An 18614-nucleotide genomic window follows, 5' to 3' on the forward strand; every position below is an offset into this window, starting at 1 on the left:
TACTTATTTGGCTTCTGGAAATACTTCTTTAAGATAAGCGTCAAAAACTTCTTCATCTGAAATCGTGTCAGAAATGAAGCTTCCGTTGCTAGTCCTTTCTGACAGGTTCAAGTCTTGCAATCGACTTTCATAGATTGTTCCTTTATTTGATTGAACAAGCAGCGTTTGGTCGTTCTCTTCCACATCTGTACTAAAAAGATCACCAATAAAGCCTTGTTCTGCAACCGCTCCTGCCAAGAAGACACGATGCGGTTTGTTTTTCAACTCACGCAAGACTTGTAAGCCACGTTTGGCACGGCTGGTTGCCGGAATTTCGACAATAGAAACACGTTTCAAACTTCCACGTTGGGTCAAGAGGTAGAAGGATGAGGTGTTACAGATAAAGGCGGATTGGAGGACATCATCTGCTTTCAGGTTCATAGCTTTGACACCTGCAGCCTTAGCACCGACAACTGGTACCTCTTCGATATTGAAACGAAGGGCATAACCATTTTGGCTAATCAAAAGAACATCATCCAGTTTAATCGGAGCCACTGCTACAATCTGGTCTGTCTCGTCTTTGAGCTTAGCATACTTGACAGACTTAGATTTATAGGTCCGCCATGGAGTGAACTCTTTTCGCTCTACACGCTTGATTTGACCGAGACGAGTCGCAGCAAAGTAGGTTGTGCCTTCATCAAACTGATCCACGACTTCCACATAGAGGATTTCTTCGTTAGTTTCAAAGTTTGTGATGGTTTGGCTCAGATGCTCTCCGATATCCTTCCAGCGAATATCTGCCAATTCATGAATTGGTCGATAAATGACATTTCCAAGAGTCGTGAACATCAAAAGATGCTGGGTTGTCTTGGCAGATTGAACAAAGATTAAACGGTCATCATCACGTTTGCCAATTTCTTCCAAGGTGGAGGCTGCAAAAGAACGTGGGCTGGTACGCTTGATGTAACCTGCCTTGGTCACGCTGACATATGTATCTTCCTCAGCAATCAGACTAGCTGTATCAATCTCGATTACTTTCGCAGTGTCTTCTAAGCTACTCAAACGCGGAGTCGCAAACTTCTTCTTGACCTCACGAAGTTCTTTCTTCATGAGATTGTACATAGTCCGCTCATCACCGATAATAGCCGCAAGCATGGCAATCTTTTCACGAAGTTCTGCTTCTTCTTCCTGCAAGACAACCACATCGGTATTGGTCAAACGGTACAGTTGCAAGGTAACAATAGCCTCAGCCTGTTCTTCCGTAAAATCATAGCTTACCTTAAGATTTTCCTTAGCGTCCGCCTTATTCTCAGAAGCACGGATAAGCGCAATGACTTCGTCCAAGATTGAAATCACTCGAATCAAACCTTCGACGATATGGAGACGTTTTTCAGCCTTTTCCTTGTCAAAGCGAGAACGTGCCAAGATGACCTCACGACGGTGGGCAATATAGCTAGATAAGATAGGCACAATTCCAACCTGACGAGGGGTGAAATTGTCAATTGCCACCATGTTAAAATTGTAATTGATTTGTAGGTCAGTGTACTTAAATAGGTAGTTGAGAACAAGCTCCGTATTAGCGTCTTTCTTGAGTTCAATCGCGATACGAAGACCGTCACGGTCAGACTCATCGCGAACCTCAGCAATACCTGCCACCTTATTATTGACACGAACATCATCAATCTTCTTGACTAGATTGGCCTTGTTGATTTCATAAGGAATCTCAGTAATAACGATTTGTTCCTTACCACCTTTTAGCTTTTCAATCTCAGTCTCGGAACGAACAACCACGCGCCCTTTCCCAGTTTCATAGGCTTTCTTGATTTCATCACGGCCTTGGATAATAGCTCCTGTAGGGAAGTCTGGTCCAGGTAGGAATTCCATAAGTTTATCCACCTTGGCGGTTGGGTGGTCAATCATATAGACCGCCGCATCGATGACCTCGGCTAAATTATGAGGTGGAATATCTGTTGCATAACCAGCCGAAATACCAGTCGAACCATTAACCAAAAGGTTTGGAAAGGCTGCTGGCAAGACTGTCGGCTCTTTCTCCGTATCGTCAAAGTTCCAAGCAAAAGAAACGGTCTTTTTATCGATATCCTGAAGAAGGTAGCCTGCAATCTCAGACAAACGCGCCTCGGTATAACGCATAGCCGCAGGTGGATCTCCGTCCATAGAACCGTTATTACCGTGCATTTCAACTAGAATCTCACGATTTTTCCAGTCCTGTGACATACGAACCATGGCATCATAGATAGAACTGTCACCGTGTGGGTGGAAATTTCCCATGATATTTCCGACAGACTTGGCCGACTTACGGTAACTCTTGTCAAAGGTATTGCCATCCTTATTCATCGAATAAAGAATGCGACGCTGAACCGGCTTCAATCCATCACGAATATCTGGCAAAGCCCGGTCTTGAATAATGTACTTGGAGTAGCGACCAAAGCGCTCTCCCATAATGTCCTCCAGGGACATGTTTTGAATGTTACTCATATAGGATACAGAGCCCGTAAATACCAAGTGAAAATAGAAAATTCTTGAAGTAAGAAAGCTCACAAGAGAATTTATCTTTTTCACGCATCATTTAGGGCGTGTTCAACTCCTTTCAAAGAATGTAGAGTAGGTTTTTATGCAGTAAAAGATATTTTACGGGAATTAGTCCCATGTTCAGTTACCTTAAGGAACCAAACAATCCTTTCTGTAGTTTAAAGTTTTGAAAATTTTTATCAGGTTAAAACATTTTAGTTTACTTAAATTTAGCTAGTAGGTACTTGTTCAACTTTTCTTTGTACAAAAAATAAATATATGGAAGGAAGAAATGAAATAACAACGGTCCCAATAAGCAAAGCATTAAATACATTTTGATGTCCATGAAAGACTTCATTCCAATACATAGTATTAAGAAGATGGAAGACTAAACCAATTAAGTAGCAAAAGCTAATAACTATCATCTTCCACCTTAATAGAGAATAGATAGAAGACAATCGAAGAGCATGGTAAATTACTGCTGTAATGAGCATTGGAAAACAAAAAGAGATTAGAAAGAAATAGAATCTTAAAACATCATCAAAAAGCTCTGTGCGATCTATTGAAATAAGCCAAATATTACACAAGGTTATAACAATCGGGAAAAATAATCCATACACCCTTTTATTTAACTTATTTCTTTTAAGAGCTAGAAATATAGAAGACACCAATACTAAAATTTGGACTCCTGGGAATCCCATGAAAAATAAAGCAAATACATAATCTAGCATACTAGCTTAACCTTTCCTCAGCATACTCAATCATCTTCTCAGCTACTTTCTTATAATAGTCAAAGCCCATCTTTTGAGCAAGGATTTGAGCTTCTCTGTGGAAAAGGTCCATCGTAGCAAACAATGAATGAGTAAGTTTCTCTACACTTGAAAAATCCAGCAGATTTGAGAATTCCTTCTCTTTCTCAGCAGACATATAGTTAAAGAGACACTTGTAGTTCTTGCCAACATCGACCGTTCCCTTATCTGCTGCCACTTGCCAAGCTAAAAGCTTGAGCAATTCTTGTTGGCAGATTCCATAGAGATGGTCCGTCGCATAGATGACTTGATGGCGACAGATTCCTTTAACCACGTAAGCTGACACCCACCAAAATTCATTGCAGGCTTTTTTAAAATCCGTCTCACTAGCTGGATGTATCCAGAAACGCTGAGGACTGGGAGAATAGGATTCAAACAAGCCCTTATCATCTACTAAAACTGTGAAGCAAGCCTCGCTATCCACCCACTCGTTGATGTCTTCTTTAGGACAGAGGGTTAGATCAATGCGATTACCATCTTCAAAAAGCATGAGATAAAGACGGCGATGTCCCAGAGTAACCTCTTGCTCAATGATACGTTTGCCAAACCGGTCCAACCAAGAAAGGTCTCTCGTCAGATTATCTAAATCGTCCACGACATAAACAACATCATAATCTTGAAACTCATCTTTTAGTGCTTTTGTATCAGTTCGTGAACCAGACATGGCAACAGCTTCTACTTGTATATTTTCGGGCACCTGTAAAATCAATCTCAGCATTTGCTCTTGATTTCTGTATTTTCTGCACCTATCTTTAATTAAGTTATTTTTCATAACTGTCTAGCTCCTCTTGTTTCTGAAGGATTCGTATTCTTTTCTTCTCAAGTTCTCCTACTATCAATTGGAAAGTCGAACCAATTCCTAAAACGATTAAAATAAAATAAAGTAAAGTAATATCGTTTCTACGATATGTTTTAAAAATTCTCCATAACACAAATAGATTCACTAACGAAAGGAGGAAAAGTAAACTGGCATTGAAGCGAAGTATTATAGCGAACTTACTCTTAAAATACCTATAATGTTTTCCAATCCTATAGAGGGTATATAGTGAGAAAACAATCATCAAAGGGGTGAAAGCAAGTGCATAAAATAAGATAAACCCTATTCCTGAGTATGGTTTACTTTCCATGGGTAGATCTAATAGACAGATACCAATAGTGAGGATGTTCAATATAAATAAGGATACTGTGCGAGCACACTCTTTTCTACCTTTACTGGTCATTAAGTCATATATAATTCCAAAAATAGCCAAGAGAATGAGGAAAAAAGGTATCATTAATAACGTAATCAATCCTGCACCTCCAATAGTTTTAGCGTTTGTTTCCCTAAAAAAGATAATCATCACCTTTACTTGAACTTTATAACTCCCCTGTCTGGTAAAGGCTGTACCCTTCGTAATAATATGAAGCATCCACACCCTTAAAGAAACGGGCCTGAGTGAGGTCATCCGTCAGATTATCGAGGAGGAGATACTTAAGTTCTCCAGTCTACACTCCACTACGCTTCATGGCATTCAGGTATTCATCCTTATCAATGGCGTTCCAATCTACCACTTTCTCCGCTTCTGACGAAGCATACAATCTAGCCAAATCCGCATGGCACGTCCATTCCCCTCACGGAAAGGATGGCAATATTCATATCCGCGTACTTATCAATCACTTAATCAAAATTGTCATGAGGAAGTTTGTCAGGATACTGTAAGGATTGCTCTAAAAAATACGGGTGGCAAATTGAAAGTTATCCTTTGCACTATTGACATCACGGAATTTTCCAGCGAAATCATAGATGACCGAAAAGAGATAATGGTGAATAGCGGACAGCCCTGAAAAAGTGCCAACTTCCATCTTGAACAAAGCTCCTGTCTGAAAAAGCAGGGTGGCTTGTTTTTTTGTCAGTTTTTCTTCTACATCTGCCAACTGGGCTGAGTTTGTAATGCCTAGTTTATTTTCCCATACCATGTTTGTTCCCATTTCTATTCTTTTAGAAGTTCAAAACTTCGCCTTATGTTACAAAAGCTCGTCTATCTGTGAGGGACTTCTTCAGAAGAAAGCTACTTTTCCTCAGCTACTGCTTCTTGCTTGCTTTTCTTTGGTGTCAATTTTTTATAGCGACTACGGATAGCGTTGAGATAGTCACGGAGATCAGCATACTGCGTCTTATCTGGATAAGCATAGGCGTTGATTGCAGTAAAATCCACAAGGAAATCATAGATTTCTTGCAGTTTCGCACGAACTTCCTTATTTTGACTAGGTACCTTTCCTTTTTGCTCAGCCAGGCGCTCCTTATAGGCTTTTTCAAACTGAGCCTACGCCTTTGTTAAGGTTTCTACATGAGTTTTCAAATGCAGGGTTGAAAGGGCAGTTTGGTAGTCAGTATCTTTTAGCTCCTTTAGCAAATGGTTAATAGCTTCTGTCTCTTTTTCGTAGCTCATACTCATTAGCCCAGCATAATTTTTGAAAAGTTTGTTGAGTTTGTTGTAAGCTTCCTTGCTACCTGCCTCTTTGACACGAGAGAAGGCCTTGACCAAGCTAGTCAAGGTAGAAAGCGCATCATCGCGCTCACGATCAGAGGCTTCCAGACTAGCCACCGTTTGACTAGCCTTGAAACGGTGCAAACCAGCTTGCAAGGTCTCAAGAAGTTTTTCCATATCCCCAAGCTTCGTTACATAAACCTGCTCAGACTTATTGGATTTTGTAAAAGCCCCTAACTCGTCCTTACTCTCAGATAGAAGTTGGAAGAATTCGTTGTTTTCTAAATTGCGTACAGTTAAACTTGTGATTCCATATTCTTTTTTCATAAAACTCCTCCTTCTTCATTTTTTTTAATCTTTTGCCGCAAAACCGCTCAGAACACATGTAAACGTTCGGGTTTTGCTCTAAAAATTCAAATCACACATGTGTGATTTAGTTTTTTACTCCTAGACAAGAAATTCTTCATGTGGAATTTCTTGTCTAGGGGTGGGGAAGGTAATTCTTAGTATAGGATGAAATCATTTCTTTTTCAATTCATTCAACTTAGATAAATTTTTTCCCATCTCCAGACTGAGAATCACAAACAAGGTTGAAGAATAAATATTATCATACCATTGTTCCAATTCCTCATCATTCATATCGAGATGATATTGCTTATCGTTGTTATGTCTTAACCCTCCTTTGTTATACATCTCAGAAAGATTATCAAAAACAGCAATTTTCTTAGGAATCTGGTTACCTTTCTTATCCGTGTCAGCCCCTTTTGTTTGTAACACTATTTTTAGTTCATTATAAATTCCCTTTAATTCTTTAGGTAGTTTTTCAGGATCATCAAATTTTTTGAGATAAGGCTCCAAATAGCCTGCTAAAGAAAGAAGTATTTCTTTCTTACGCTGAATATTTCCTTTATTTAAAAAATGATTATATTCTAAAACCTTTATCGCATCTTCAATACTAGTTTCAGATACAATCTGAGAAACTTCCGAGGCATAAACATTCTTTTCAACGATGATTCTATTACCACTATCTAAAGTAATCAATTCATGATTTGTTTTATCTAAAGAATACTCTAATCTTTCACATAATTTTTCGTATTGATCCATTAGAGAAGTATGATCTCTAACTTCTGCCCAGATTTCAAATTGTTCCTCAGTTTCAGGAGTATAATCTGAATAATCATCTATTTCTTCAAGTTCTTTAGACGTCACATAGTTTATTGCAAATTTATCTTTATTTATTATTTCTGAATATAAATCTAAAATAAATTCAAAAACAGTATAAAGGCAATCAACACTGGTAAAACGTTGGTAAATGACTGTAAATTTTTCTTCAAATGTAACATGCTGTCCTTTCTTCTCCACTGGATAATACTTTTTATATCCATCGGAAAAAAATTCTTGAAGATTAGTTTTATAATTTTTTATATAGATATCTTCTTGCAGTATTTTTTTTACTATGTCTATTTCTTTCTTAGCATCAAAGCGCATACCTTTAATAAACTCAAAATAATTCTGTCTCGCCATAATATTTCCTATACTATACTAAAACACCGTCGCTTCTTCCAGCGTAAACTTGACATTGTCTTCGATCCACTTACGACGTGGTTCGACCTTATCACCCATGAGGACATTGACGCGGCGTTCTGCGCGTGCTAAGTCTTCAATCGTAACACGGATTAGGGTACGAGTTTCTGGGTTCATGGTTGTTTCCCAGAGTTGGTCTGCATTCATCTCTCCAAGCCCCTTGTAGCGTTGGAGTGTTGCGCCTTTACCGAACTGCTTGCGGAGTTCTTCAAGTTCTCCGTCTGTCCATGCGTAGGCCACTTCTTCTTTCTTGCCTTTACCTTTGGACATCTTGTAAAGAGGCGGAAGGGCGATATAGACATGGCCTGCCTCAACTAGCGGACGCATGTAGCGATAAAAGAAAGTCAAAAGAAGTGTTTGGATGTGGGCACCGTCGGTATCCGCATCAGTCATGATAATGATTTTGTCATAGTTAGCATCCTCAATAGAAAAGTCTGCTCCGACACCCGCACCGATGGTATAAATCATGGTGTTAATTTCTTCATTTTTGAGGATATCCGCCATTTTGGCCTTGGCTGTATTGATAACCTTACCACGAAGAGGTAGAATAGCCTGGAACTTGCGGTCACGGCCTTGTTTGGCAGAACCTCCGGCAGAATCTCCCTCGACTAGATAGAGTTCATTCTTAGCTGGATTCTTAGACTGGGCAGGTGTTAATTTACCTGACAACAAACCCTTGTCTTTTTTATTTTTCTTACCATTTCGGCTCTCATCACGCGCCTTACGTGCTGCTTCACGAGCATCACGGGCCTTAATAGCCTTGCGGATGAGGTTAGAAGCCAATTCACCATTTTCCATAAGGAAAAAGGTCAACTTATCCGCCACAATTCCATCCACAACGGGACGAGCCAGAGGGCTTCCTAGTTTATCCTTGGTCTGTCCTTCAAACTGGAGGTGTTCTTCAGGAACCAAGATAGAAAGAACGGCCGCTAGTCCCTCACGATAGTCTGACCCTTCAAGGTTTTTATCTTTTTCCTTGAGAAGCCCCGTCTTACGCGCATAGTCATTCATGACCTTGGTAATGGCAGACTTGAGTCCTGTCTCGTGCGTTCCACCGTCCTTGGTACGAACGTTATTGACAAAGGATAGAATGTTATCTGAAAATCCATCATTGTACTGGAGGGCCACGTCCACTTGGAACCCATTGTCTTCCCCTTCAAAGTAAAGAACCGGCGTCAAGGTCTCCTTGTCTTCGTTCAGATAAGAAACAAAGTCCTGCACCCCATTTTCATAGTGGAACTCAATCGCTTCATCTGTTCGCTTGTCCGTTAAAGACAAGGTCACATTTTTCAAGAGAAAGGCTGACTCATTGAGGCGTTCTGAAATGGTATTGTACTTGAAGTCTATCGTAGAAAAGATCGTCGCATCAGGCATAAACGTAACCTTGGTACCTGTCTTAGACTTAGGCGCTGTACCGATTTTCTTCAAAGTCGTGACAGGTTTGCCACCATTTTCAAAACGTTGCTTGTAAACTGCACCATCACGGGTGATTTCAACCTCCAGCCAACTAGATAGGGCATTAACAACGGAAGAACCCACCCCGTGGAGACCACCTGATGTCTTATAACCACCTTGACCAAATTTTCCTCCAGCGTGGAGAATAGTAAAGATAACCTCAACCGTTGGGATTCCCATCGCGTGCATACCAGTCGGCATCCCACGTCCGTGGTCTTGAACCGTTAAACTGCCATCTTTATTGATGGTTACATCAATACGGTCACCAAATCCAGACAAGGCTTCATCGACTGCATTATCGACGATTTCCCAGACTAGGTGGTGGAGACCAGCACCATCGGTCGATCCAATATACATCCCTGGACGTTTTCGGACCGCATCCAACCCTTCTAGCACCTGAATGGCATCATCATTATAATTGTTAATATTGATTTCCTTTTTTGACACAAGGAACCTCCTATTCGTTCATCTTTACTATTCTACAGGTTTTCCAAGGATTTTGCAAAATTTTTCTTTCTCCGGTGTGACAATTTCAGAAGAGATTCTCTGCCTTTCTTCTCCATTTCATGATATAATAGGATTATGATTACAATAGTTTTATTAATCCTAGCCTATCTGCTGGGTTCGATTCCGTCTGGTCTATGGATTGGACAAGTTTTCTTTCAAACAAATCTGCGTGAACATGGTTCTGGCAATACTGGAACAACCAATACTTTCCGCATTTTAGGCAAGAAAGCTGGTATGGCAACCTTTGTGATTGACTTTTTCAAAGGAACCCTAGCAACACTTCTTCCGATTATGTTTCATCTGCAAGGCGTTTCGCCTCTCATCTTTGGACTTTTGGCTGTTATTGGCCATACCTTCCCTATCTTTGCAGGATTTAAGGGAGGCAAGGCTGTCGCAACCAGTGCTGGAGTAGTTTTCGGATTTGCGCCTGTCTTCTGTCTATACCTAGCAGTTGTTTTCTTTGGAACCCTCTATCTTGGTAGCATGATTTCGCTATCTAGTGTCACAGCATCTGTCGCGGCTGTCATCGGAGTTCTACTCTTTCCACTTTTTGGTTTTATCCTGAGCAACTATGACCCTCTCTTCATCGCTATTATCCTAGCACTTGCTAGCTTGATTATCATTCGTCATAAGGACAATATCGCTCGTATCAAAAATAAAACTGAAAATTTGGTCCCTTGGGGATTGAACCTAAGTCACCAACATCCTAAAAAATAAAACGCCAGTTCTGTACTGACGTTTTTTTGTATGCTTATTTTGATTTGATATAGTTGATACCATCTGCTTTTGGTGCTACCGCTTTTCCAAAGAAGGCTGCTAAGACAAGAATGGTCAAAACATAAGGTGCGATTTGAAGATAAACCGCAGGCACACCTTGTAGGAACGGCAATTGAGATCCGATAACAGCCAAACTTTGTGAAAGTCCAAAGAAGAGACTAGATAGCATGGCTCCGATTGGATTCCATTTTCCGAAGATCATCGCAGCAAGTGCAATAAATCCAGGTCCAACAATAGTTGTTACCGAGAAGTTAACTGAGATGGATTGAGCATAAATCGCTCCGCCAATTCCACCTAGAAAACCTGAAATAATAACCCCTAAATATCTCATCTTGTAGACATTGATTCCCAAGGTATCAGCTGCTTGAGGGTGTTCACCTACAGAGCGGAGACGAAGACCAAAACGGGTCTTGAAGAGGATAAACCAAGCAAAGAATGAGAAGGCAATCGCGATATAACCTAGCAGACTAGTTGACTTGAAGAAGATATCACCAATCACTGGAATATTTGCCAAGACTGGGAAATCAAAGCGTCCAAAAGTCTGACTTAGGTTGTCGGTTTGTCCTTTGTTATAAAGAACTTTCACTAAGAAAACAGCCAAGGCAGGCGCCATCAAGTTCAATACCGTACCGCTGACAACATGGTCTGCACGGAAATGAACCGTTGCTGCTGCGTGGATGATAGAGAAGAGGCCTCCAACCAATCCTGCTACAAGCAAGGATAGCCATGGAGTTGCTGCTCCAAATTGTTCAGCAAATTCAAGGTTAAAGACAACTCCAGAAAAGGCACCCATAACCATAATTCCTTCAAGACCGACGTTTACCACACCACCACGTTCAGAGAAAACACCACCGATACTTGTAAAGATGAGGGGCGCTGAGTAAATCAGCATAGAAGACACCAAGAGGGTGAGCAAGGTTGTAATAGACATCTTTACTTACCTCCTTTAACTTGTTTTTTCGGTTTGACAAAGCGTTCGATAAGGTAATGAACACTGACAAAGAAGATAATAGACGCTGTTACAATGCTGACAAGCTCAGACGGTACCTGCGCCGCATTCATACCAGGGGCTCCAACTTGGAGAACACCAAATAGGAAGGCTGCAAAGAGAATACCAATTGGTGAGTTGGCCGCAAGCAGACTAACCGCCATCCCGTTAAATCCGACAGCTAATGACGACCCCTGAACATAAACGTTCTGGAAGGTTCCCAGACCTTCAACAGCTCCACCAAGACCAGCCAAGGCACCTGAGATAATCATTGATAGTATAATCGTTCGTTTGGCAGAAATACCAGCATATTCTGAAGCATGTGGATTAAGACCAACCGCACGGATTTCAAAACCAAGGGTTGTTTTCTTGAGCATAAACCAAATGACTGCAACGGCAATGAGAGCAAAGAAAATACCGATATTCATCCGTGAGTTACCAGTCAACTCAGCTAACCAAGGTGTCTGATAGGTTGCATTAGCTCCAACACGAATGGTCGAATCTGTACTTTGCATGAAGTCTTTAGGAAAGGCATGGATAAAGGCATTTCCTACATACAATACAATGTAGTTCATCATGATGGTTACGATAACCTCTGACGTCCCTAGATAGGCCCTCAGAATACCTGGAATCGCTCCGACAATTCCACCAGCAATCAGAGCAATCACGATAGTCGCTAGAATCATCAAGGGACGTGGCATATCTGGATGAGACAAGGCAAACCAACCACTGAGAATCCAACCAGCCAAGGCCTGACCAGGAAGCCCGACGTTAAAGAAACCTGCACGACTGGCAACGGCAAAACCCAGACCAATCAAGACCAGAGGCCCCATAGCACGGAAGATTTCTCCAATACCGCGTAGACTACCGAAGGCTGTATAGAACAATTCTTCGTAGCCCCAAATAGCATCATAACCGAAGATCCACATAACAATGGCTCCGAGTAAAATTCCTAGGAAGACAGAAATCAAGGGAACCGAAATTTGTTGTAATTTTTTAGACATCACTCTTCTCCTTTCCCAAGTTTCCACCAGCCATCAAGACACCAAGTTCTTGTTTATTGGTTGTTTCTGGTGATACAATACCTTGAATCTTACCATCGTGGATAACGGCAATACGGTCTGAGACGTTTAAAATCTCATCCAACTCAAAGCTGACAACAAGGACAGCCTTCCCATTATCACGCTCTTCAATCAAGCGTTTGTGGATATATTCAATGGCTCCAACATCCAACCCACGAGTTGGCTGGCTGACGATAAGGAGATCAGGATCACGATCAATTTCACGAGCAATAATTGCTTTTTGTTGATTTCCTCCTGAAAGTGCAGCTGCAGGAACAAATTCACTGGCAGCACGAACATCAAATTCTTCCATTAACTTTTTAGCATAAGAAGTAATATTTGAATAGTTCAAAATTCCATTTTTACTATGTGGTTCTTTGTAGTAGGTTTGAAGGGCAATATTTTCAGAAATCATCATTTCCAAAATCAAGCCATCACGGTGACGGTCTTCTGGAACGTGCCCAACACTTAGTTCTGTAATTTGTCGTGGGTGCAAACCTACAATTGAATCTCCTTTTAGCTCGATGCTTCCAGATTCAACCTTGCGAAGACCTGTAATGGCTTGAATGAGTTCAGACTGACCATTTCCATCAATCCCTGCAATACCAACAATCTCTCCAGCACGAACATCCAAGGACAGATTTTTAACAGCTGGGACACCGCGGTTTTCATTGACCACCAAATCTTTGATAGACAAGACCACTTCTTTTGGTTGAGAGGCTTGCTTCTCGGTTTTAAAGGAAACAGAACGACCTACCATCATTTCCGCCAAATCAGCATTGGTAGCCCCTGCAATTTCGACAGTTTCAATTGATTTCCCACGACGGATAACTGTAACACGGTCAGAAACTGCGCGAATCTCGTCCAACTTGTGGGTAATCAAGATAATTGATTTCCCTTCTTTGACAAGATTTTTCATAATAGCCATCAACTCATCAATTTCTGATGGAGTCAAAACGGCCGTTGGTTCGTCAAAGATAAGGATATCAGCTCCTCGATAAAGGGTTTTTAAAATTTCTACACGTTGTTGGGCTCCAACTGAGATGTCTGCCACCTTGGCAGAAGGATCCACAGCTAAGCCATAACGCTCAGAAAGAGCCTTGATTTCTTGGCTAGCTCCAGCGATATCTAATACACCATTTTTAGTTAATTCACTACCTAAAATGATGTTTTCAGCCACTGTGAAGGCTTCTACCAACATAAAGTGCTGGTGAACCATTCCGATTCCCAAGCTAGCCGCTTTAGATGGTGAATCGAGATTGACAACTTGACCGTTGACCACAATTTCACCACTAGTTGGTTCAAGAAGCCCTGCTAACATGTTCATGAGCGTGGACTTACCAGCCCCATTTTCTCCTAAAAGTGCATGAATTTCACCTTTTCGTAGGTGCAGGTTGATTTTGTCGTTGGCAACAAATTCACCAAACACCTTGGTAATATCACGCATCTCAATGACATTTTCGTGTGCCATGTGCTCTTCCTTTCAGAGTCTTATTTTATTTCAATAAAACTTGCTATTTTATCTAGTAGCAAGCTTTACTGAGACAAAATGACTTTGTCTCAACTCTTAAAAAAGCGGCCGAGGGCCGCTTCCCTAAGAAATGACTTCCATCCATTATTTTTCAGGAACTTTTACGCTTCCATCAAGGATTTTAGCTTTAGCATCTTCAACAGCTTTTTTACCTTCTTCTGAAAGGTTTGTTACTGCCAAGTCAACCCCTTTATCTTTCAATGAGTAAACGATCACTTGACCGCCAGGGAATTCACCTTTTTCTGCTTTGTTAGCAATATCTTTTACAGTTGTACCAACTTGTTTCAAAGTAGATACAAGAACGAAGTTTGATTCTTTGCCATCTTTAGAAGTGTACTTACCTTCTGCTACTTGGTCACGGTCAACACCGATAACCCAAACTTTTTCATTTTCAGGACGGCTTTCGTTGAGTGATTTTGCTTCTGCAAAGACACCAGCACCTGTTCCACCTGCTGCTTGATAAACAACGTCTGCACCAGCTGCGTATTGTGCTGCTGCAATTGTTTTACCTTTAGCAGCATCACCAAATGAACCAGCATAGTCAACTTGTACTTTGATAGATGGATCTACTGACTCAACACCAGCTTTAAATCCAGCTGCAAAACGTGAGATAACTTCAGACTCAATACCACCTACAAAACCAACTTGTTTTGTTTTAGTTGTTTTAGCCGCTGCAACACCCGCAAGGTAAGCAGCTTCGTTATCGGCAAATGTTACACTAGCAACATTCTTTTGATCTTTAATCACATCATCAATCAAGACATAGTTCAAGTCAGAGTGGTCTTTTGCTGCTTCTTCAACCGCATTGTGAAGGGCAAAACCAACACCGAAGATTAGGTTGTAACTTCCAGCCGCTTGTTGCAAGTTGTTAGCGTAGTCAGCTTCACTTGTTGATTGGAAGTAAGTAAAACCTTTATCTTTTGAAAGATTGTGTTCTTTACCCCAGTCTTGCAAACCTTCCCAAGCTGATTGGTTGAATGATTTGTCATCAACACCACCAGTATCAGTGACGATTGCTGCTTTTGTCTTCACATCAGAAGATGAAGCTGCATTACGAGAAGAGCGGTTACCACATGCAGCAAGTCCAACTGCTGCCACTGCAACTAGACCAAGGCCTAGCCATTGTTTCTTGTTCATTACTGAACCTCCTAAATAAGATGTGCAACGATGTTGCAAGTATGGATTTGTTGGTCACAAGGACCGTGCCACTCAGAGAGCGACTCAGACTAGTTTAAGTCTGTAAAAGAGTATGGAAGTAACTCCCCGACCGTCATCTCGACCGTCGATTTATCTTTTGCGACTAAGGTCACTTTTAGATCTTGTTCAAAAAATTCGACCATTACTTGGCGACAAGCACCACATGGTGAGATTGGTTTTTCAGTCTCTCCATAGACAATCAATTCTGAAAACTCTCTTTGTCCTTCGGAAACTGCTTTAAAAATCGCTGTACGCTCTCCACAGTTTGTCAAAGGATAGCTAGCATTTTCGATATTCACTCCCGTGTAAACACTTCCGTCTTTTGCCACTAAAACAGCTCCGACTGGAAAATGAGAATAGGGCACATAGGCTTTCTTGCTGGTTTCAATTGCTAGTTCAATCAACTCAGTAGTCGCCATCAGCCAATTCTCCTTTTAAAATGGCTACCCCAGCTGAAGTTCCGATACGGGTCGCCCCTGCTTCTACAAATGCAAGAGCATCTGCATAAGAACGAGCTCCCCCAGCAGCCTTGACACCCATATCAGGACCAACTGTTTCACGCATTAATCTAACATCTGCTACCGTCGCACCACCAGTTGAAAAGCCAGTAGATGTTTTAACAAAATCAGCTCCAGCTTTTTGAGCTAATTGGCAGGCTACAACTTTTTCTTGGTCTGTCAGAAGGCAAGCTTCAATAATGACTTTCACTAACTTGTCACCACTTGCTTCTACTACTGCGAGAATATCCGACTCAACCAAATCAAGATTACCTGTTTTGAGAGCTCCAACATTGATCACCATATCAATCTCATCTGCACCATTTTGGATAGCTTCCTTGGTTTCAAAAGCTTTCACAGTTGAAGTTGTTGCTCCCAGGGGGAAACCTACTACTGTGCAGACCTTGACATCTGTGCCTTCAAGCCCTTTTTTAGTATGTTCAACCCAGGTCGGATTAACGCAAACACTGGCAAAATCATACTCTCTAGCTTCAGACAACAAACAATCAATTTGATTTACTGTCGCATCTTGTTTCAAAAGTGTATGATCGATATATTTATTCAATTTCATATTCGGATTCTCCTGCAGTTTATGAGATTATTTCTATGATTTCTCGTAAACTTTGCACACTATCATTTATTTTAACATATTTTTGAAAATCTGTAACTAGCTGAGGAGAAATTTTTCCATTTGTGTATACTTTTGCAACAATTTCTCCCTTTTGAACGGAATCTCCAACTTTCTTTTCAAAAACAATTCCTGTTTCATAGTCCAAGACATCAGACTTGACTGCACGGCCTGCCCCCAGTCTCATAGCATAAAGTCCAAATTCCATGGCTGGAAGAGCTGAAATGACACCCGTTTCCTGAGCAGGGATTTCCACTACATGGGCTACATTTACAGGACGATACAACTCTTCTAAATCTCCACCTTGGGCTTGGACCATTTCCTCAAACTTAGCCAGTGCCTTACCATTGTCAAGATGTTGGCGAACTTCTTCCACTGTCTTGTTCACATTAGCCAAACCAAGCATAATTTGAGCCAATTCACAGATGAAGTGGGTAATATCCTGGCGGCCTTGACCTTGTAAAATCTCCAGTGCTTCAAGGATCTCCAGACGATTTCCAATCGCTCGTCCCAATGGCTGACTCATATCCGTAATCACTGCTACCGTCTTCCGGCCAACAGCCTTACCAAGATCCACCATGGTTTGAGCCAATTCACGCGCCTCATCAACCGTCTTCATGAAGGCACCCTCACCGACAGTCACGTCTAGCAAAATAGCATCCGCCCCTGCCGCAATTTTCTTGCTCATCACCGAACTCGCGATCAAAGGAATCGTGTCGACAGTTGCGGTCACATCACGAAGGGCGTAGAGAAGCTTATCCGCTTTGACCAGCTGGTCTGATTGCCCAATGACAGATACTCCAATATCCTGCACTTGATTAATGAAATCCTCTTGACTACGTTCTACTTGATAACCCTTAATGGACTCCAATTTATCAATTGTTCCGCCTGTATGGCCGAGACCACGACCACTCATTTTTGCCACAGGCACACCGAAGCTAGCAACAAGGGGAGCCAAAATCAAGGTCACCTTGTCACCAACACCACCCGTAGAATGCTTGTCAACCTTAACCCCATCAATAGCTGATAAATCAAACTCTTGCCCTGTCTTGACCATCTTCATAGTTAGGTCAGAGATTTCTCGAGTCGTCATCCCTTTGAAATAGACAGCCATAGCAAAGGCAGACATCTGATAATCAGGGACAGTTCCTGACACATAGCCTTCAACTAACCATTCAATTTCACTCGAAGTCAGTTCTTGACCATCTCGTTTCTTTTGGATTAAATCAACTGCTCTCATTCTTTCACACTTCTAAGGATATAATATCCCTTATCTTTTTTGACGATTTCACAATTGCCAAACACTTCCTCCATCTTTGACTTGGCGCTTGGAGCCCCTTGTTTTTTCTGGATAACGATTGTTAAATCTCCACCAGTTTCCAAGAAATCTTTACTTTTCTCAATGATTTCATGAACCACTTGCTTGCCCGCACGGATAGGAGGATTGGAAATGACATGGTCAAATGTGCCTTCAACTTGTTCATAGATGTTGGACTGGAAAATCGTCGCTTCTATTTTATTTCGTTCAGCATTTTGTCGCGCCAAATCCAAGGCACGATTATTAATATCGACCATGGTCGACTGAACTCCATAAGCCTTAGCTAAGGACAAACCCAAAGGCCCGTAACCACAGCCTACATCAAGGACAGTTTCTCCTTGATTGACCTCAAGACACTTGAGCAAGAGTTGACTTCCGAAGTCAACCATTTTCTTGCTAAAAACACCCGCATCCGTCAAAAAGGTCATTTTTTCTCCCAACAAGTCCACTCTCAACTCATGAATGTCGTGAGCAGCGTCAGGATTTTCTGCATAATACATTTTACTCATAAAACTATTTTACCATAATTTGACTTAAATTGTAAATCGTTTACAAATTGATAATAAAACGAAAAAGACTGAAGAAAGCTAGTCAAGAAGACCTTTTCTTCAATCTCTTTAAACACTTATAAATAATAAGCCATTTAGAACTAGAAATATCATAATCAGGATAAAACAACAAATTTATCATCTATAATTAGGCTCATTTTTATGACTATTGCTTAACCTTCAGATACTTAATTATCAACAAAATTCCCAACAGGATGTTTAGATAAAAGCCCAACTGATACGTTTTTGTCAGGATTTCCAAACTTGTCCAAAGTCGGATTAAATCTTCTAGCGACATGCGGAAGAAATAACCCTCTGTAGCAATCCATAGAACTAAAAAGACATAACTACCAGCAGCAAGCCATTTCGTCCACCGTTTTTTTAGGAAGAAAGCAATCAAGAGCGAACAGATAAAGACAGCTGTTACAATGGCATGTTCCATCAAAAAAGTAAAACCGTAATAGGTTTCCACAAAACGTCTACCATTATCCGCATTCGCTCCTTTTAAAAAAGGTAGTGCAAAACTTAAAATAAAACAGAGTTCCAATATATAACTTTTTAAGATTTTCATGACACACCTCCTATAAGTTGTGAATCCCAAAGCCCCCTTTATTAGCTTATAAATCAGGAGAAAGTAGCTCCTACTTCATCAATAAATTGTTCATCCTCTATCTACTTATATTATATACTATTGACTTACCGCATTCAAGAAACCGCTTTATTTTTTTAGCTTTTTAT

At 41.0% G+C, this 18614-nt stretch carries 15 protein-coding genes and 2 pseudogenes; 1 reads left to right on the forward strand and 16 read right to left on the reverse strand.

Features of this window, described 5'->3' with window-relative positions; genetic code table 11:
- Positions 1-3: 3 nt before the first annotated feature.
- The 7 genes and pseudogenes from parC to parE form a co-directional block, all read right to left on the reverse strand.
- A complete protein-coding gene (gene parC, locus D8855_RS03155) occupies positions 4-2475 on the reverse strand; it encodes a DNA topoisomerase IV subunit A (protein WP_125415968.1) in 2472 nt (823 codons plus the stop codon).
- A 765-nt stretch (positions 2476-3240) separates the two neighbouring features.
- Positions 3241-4089 (reverse strand): aminoglycoside 6-adenylyltransferase, encoded by an 849-nt coding sequence (locus tag D8855_RS03165; RefSeq protein ID WP_125385979.1) that lies wholly within the window; start codon positions 4087-4089, stop codon positions 3241-3243.
- Complete coding sequence (locus tag D8855_RS03170) at positions 4079-4591, reverse strand: hypothetical protein (RefSeq protein ID WP_042751534.1); 513 nt, start codon at positions 4589-4591, stop codon at positions 4079-4081. The genes D8855_RS03165 and D8855_RS03170 overlap by 11 nt, the downstream gene beginning before the upstream one ends.
- Before the next feature lie 82 nt (positions 4592-4673).
- Positions 4674-5273 (reverse strand): annotated as a pseudogene (gene fic, locus D8855_RS03175) (protein adenylyltransferase Fic).
- Positions 5274-5365: 92 nt separating this feature from the next.
- Positions 5366-6112 (reverse strand): annotated as a pseudogene (locus D8855_RS10530) (DUF6261 family protein).
- A 192-nt stretch (positions 6113-6304) separates the two neighbouring features.
- Positions 6305-7309, reverse strand: a complete 1005-nt coding sequence (locus D8855_RS03185) for a hypothetical protein (protein WP_125415970.1) — start codon at positions 7307-7309, stop codon at positions 6305-6307.
- An 18-nt stretch (positions 7310-7327) separates the two neighbouring features.
- Positions 7328-9271, reverse strand: a complete 1944-nt coding sequence (gene parE / locus D8855_RS03190; protein WP_125415972.1) for a DNA topoisomerase IV subunit B — start codon at positions 9269-9271, stop codon at positions 7328-7330.
- 135 nt (positions 9272-9406) lie between these two features.
- Here parE and plsY point away from each other — a divergent pair, with 135 nt between their 5' ends.
- Positions 9407-10048, forward strand: coding sequence for a glycerol-3-phosphate 1-O-acyltransferase PlsY (plsY, locus tag D8855_RS03195; protein ID WP_125415973.1), 642 nt, complete (start codon positions 9407-9409; stop codon positions 10046-10048).
- A 34-nt stretch (positions 10049-10082) separates the two neighbouring features.
- Here plsY and D8855_RS03200 read toward each other — a convergent pair whose 3' ends face one another.
- The 9 genes from D8855_RS03200 to D8855_RS03240 all read right to left on the reverse strand — a co-directional run bounded on the left by D8855_RS03200 (position 10083) and on the right by D8855_RS03240 (position 18447).
- Positions 10083-11039: an ABC transporter permease gene (locus D8855_RS03200; RefSeq protein WP_004261501.1), complete on the reverse strand. Its 957-nt coding sequence runs from the start codon at positions 11037-11039 to the stop codon at positions 10083-10085.
- 2 nt (positions 11040-11041) lie between these two features.
- The gene (locus tag D8855_RS03205; RefSeq protein WP_060806311.1) at positions 11042-12100 is read right to left on the reverse strand and encodes an ABC transporter permease; all 1059 of its coding nucleotides are present in this window, start codon (positions 12098-12100) and stop codon (positions 11042-11044) included.
- A complete protein-coding gene (locus D8855_RS03210) occupies positions 12093-13628 on the reverse strand; it encodes an ABC transporter ATP-binding protein (protein WP_061864071.1) in 1536 nt (511 codons plus the stop codon). The genes D8855_RS03205 and D8855_RS03210 overlap by 8 nt, the downstream gene beginning before the upstream one ends.
- A 144-nt stretch (positions 13629-13772) precedes the next feature.
- Positions 13773-14825 carry a BMP family lipoprotein gene (locus tag D8855_RS03215; RefSeq protein WP_033681961.1) on the reverse strand — a complete coding sequence of 351 codons (1053 nt, stop codon included), beginning with the start codon at positions 14823-14825 and terminating at the stop codon, positions 13773-13775.
- Between the two features lie 89 nt (positions 14826-14914).
- On the reverse strand, positions 14915-15304 hold the full coding sequence (locus D8855_RS03220; RefSeq protein WP_125415975.1) for a cytidine deaminase: 390 nt from the start codon (positions 15302-15304) through the stop codon (positions 14915-14917).
- Positions 15291-15953: a deoxyribose-phosphate aldolase gene (deoC, locus tag D8855_RS03225; RefSeq protein ID WP_125385986.1), complete on the reverse strand. Its 663-nt coding sequence runs from the start codon at positions 15951-15953 to the stop codon at positions 15291-15293. Before deoC ends, D8855_RS03220 begins: the two co-directional genes overlap by 14 nt.
- A gap of 19 nt (positions 15954-15972) precedes the next feature.
- Entirely contained in the window at positions 15973-17250 is a 1278-nt protein-coding gene (locus D8855_RS03230; protein ID WP_125415977.1) for a pyrimidine-nucleoside phosphorylase, read from the reverse strand.
- Positions 17247-17837, reverse strand: a complete 591-nt coding sequence (locus tag D8855_RS03235; protein ID WP_125415979.1) for a class I SAM-dependent methyltransferase — start codon at positions 17835-17837, stop codon at positions 17247-17249. Before D8855_RS03235 ends, D8855_RS03230 begins: the two co-directional genes overlap by 4 nt.
- Positions 17838-18042: 205 nt before the next feature.
- A complete protein-coding gene (locus D8855_RS03240; RefSeq protein ID WP_049486793.1) occupies positions 18043-18447 on the reverse strand; it encodes a hypothetical protein in 405 nt (134 codons plus the stop codon).
- Positions 18448-18614 lie beyond the last annotated feature (167 nt).

The sequence above is a fragment of the Streptococcus mitis genome (assembly GCF_003942685.1).
In the GTDB taxonomy this organism is placed as follows: domain Bacteria; phylum Bacillota; class Bacilli; order Lactobacillales; family Streptococcaceae; genus Streptococcus; species Streptococcus mitis_CD.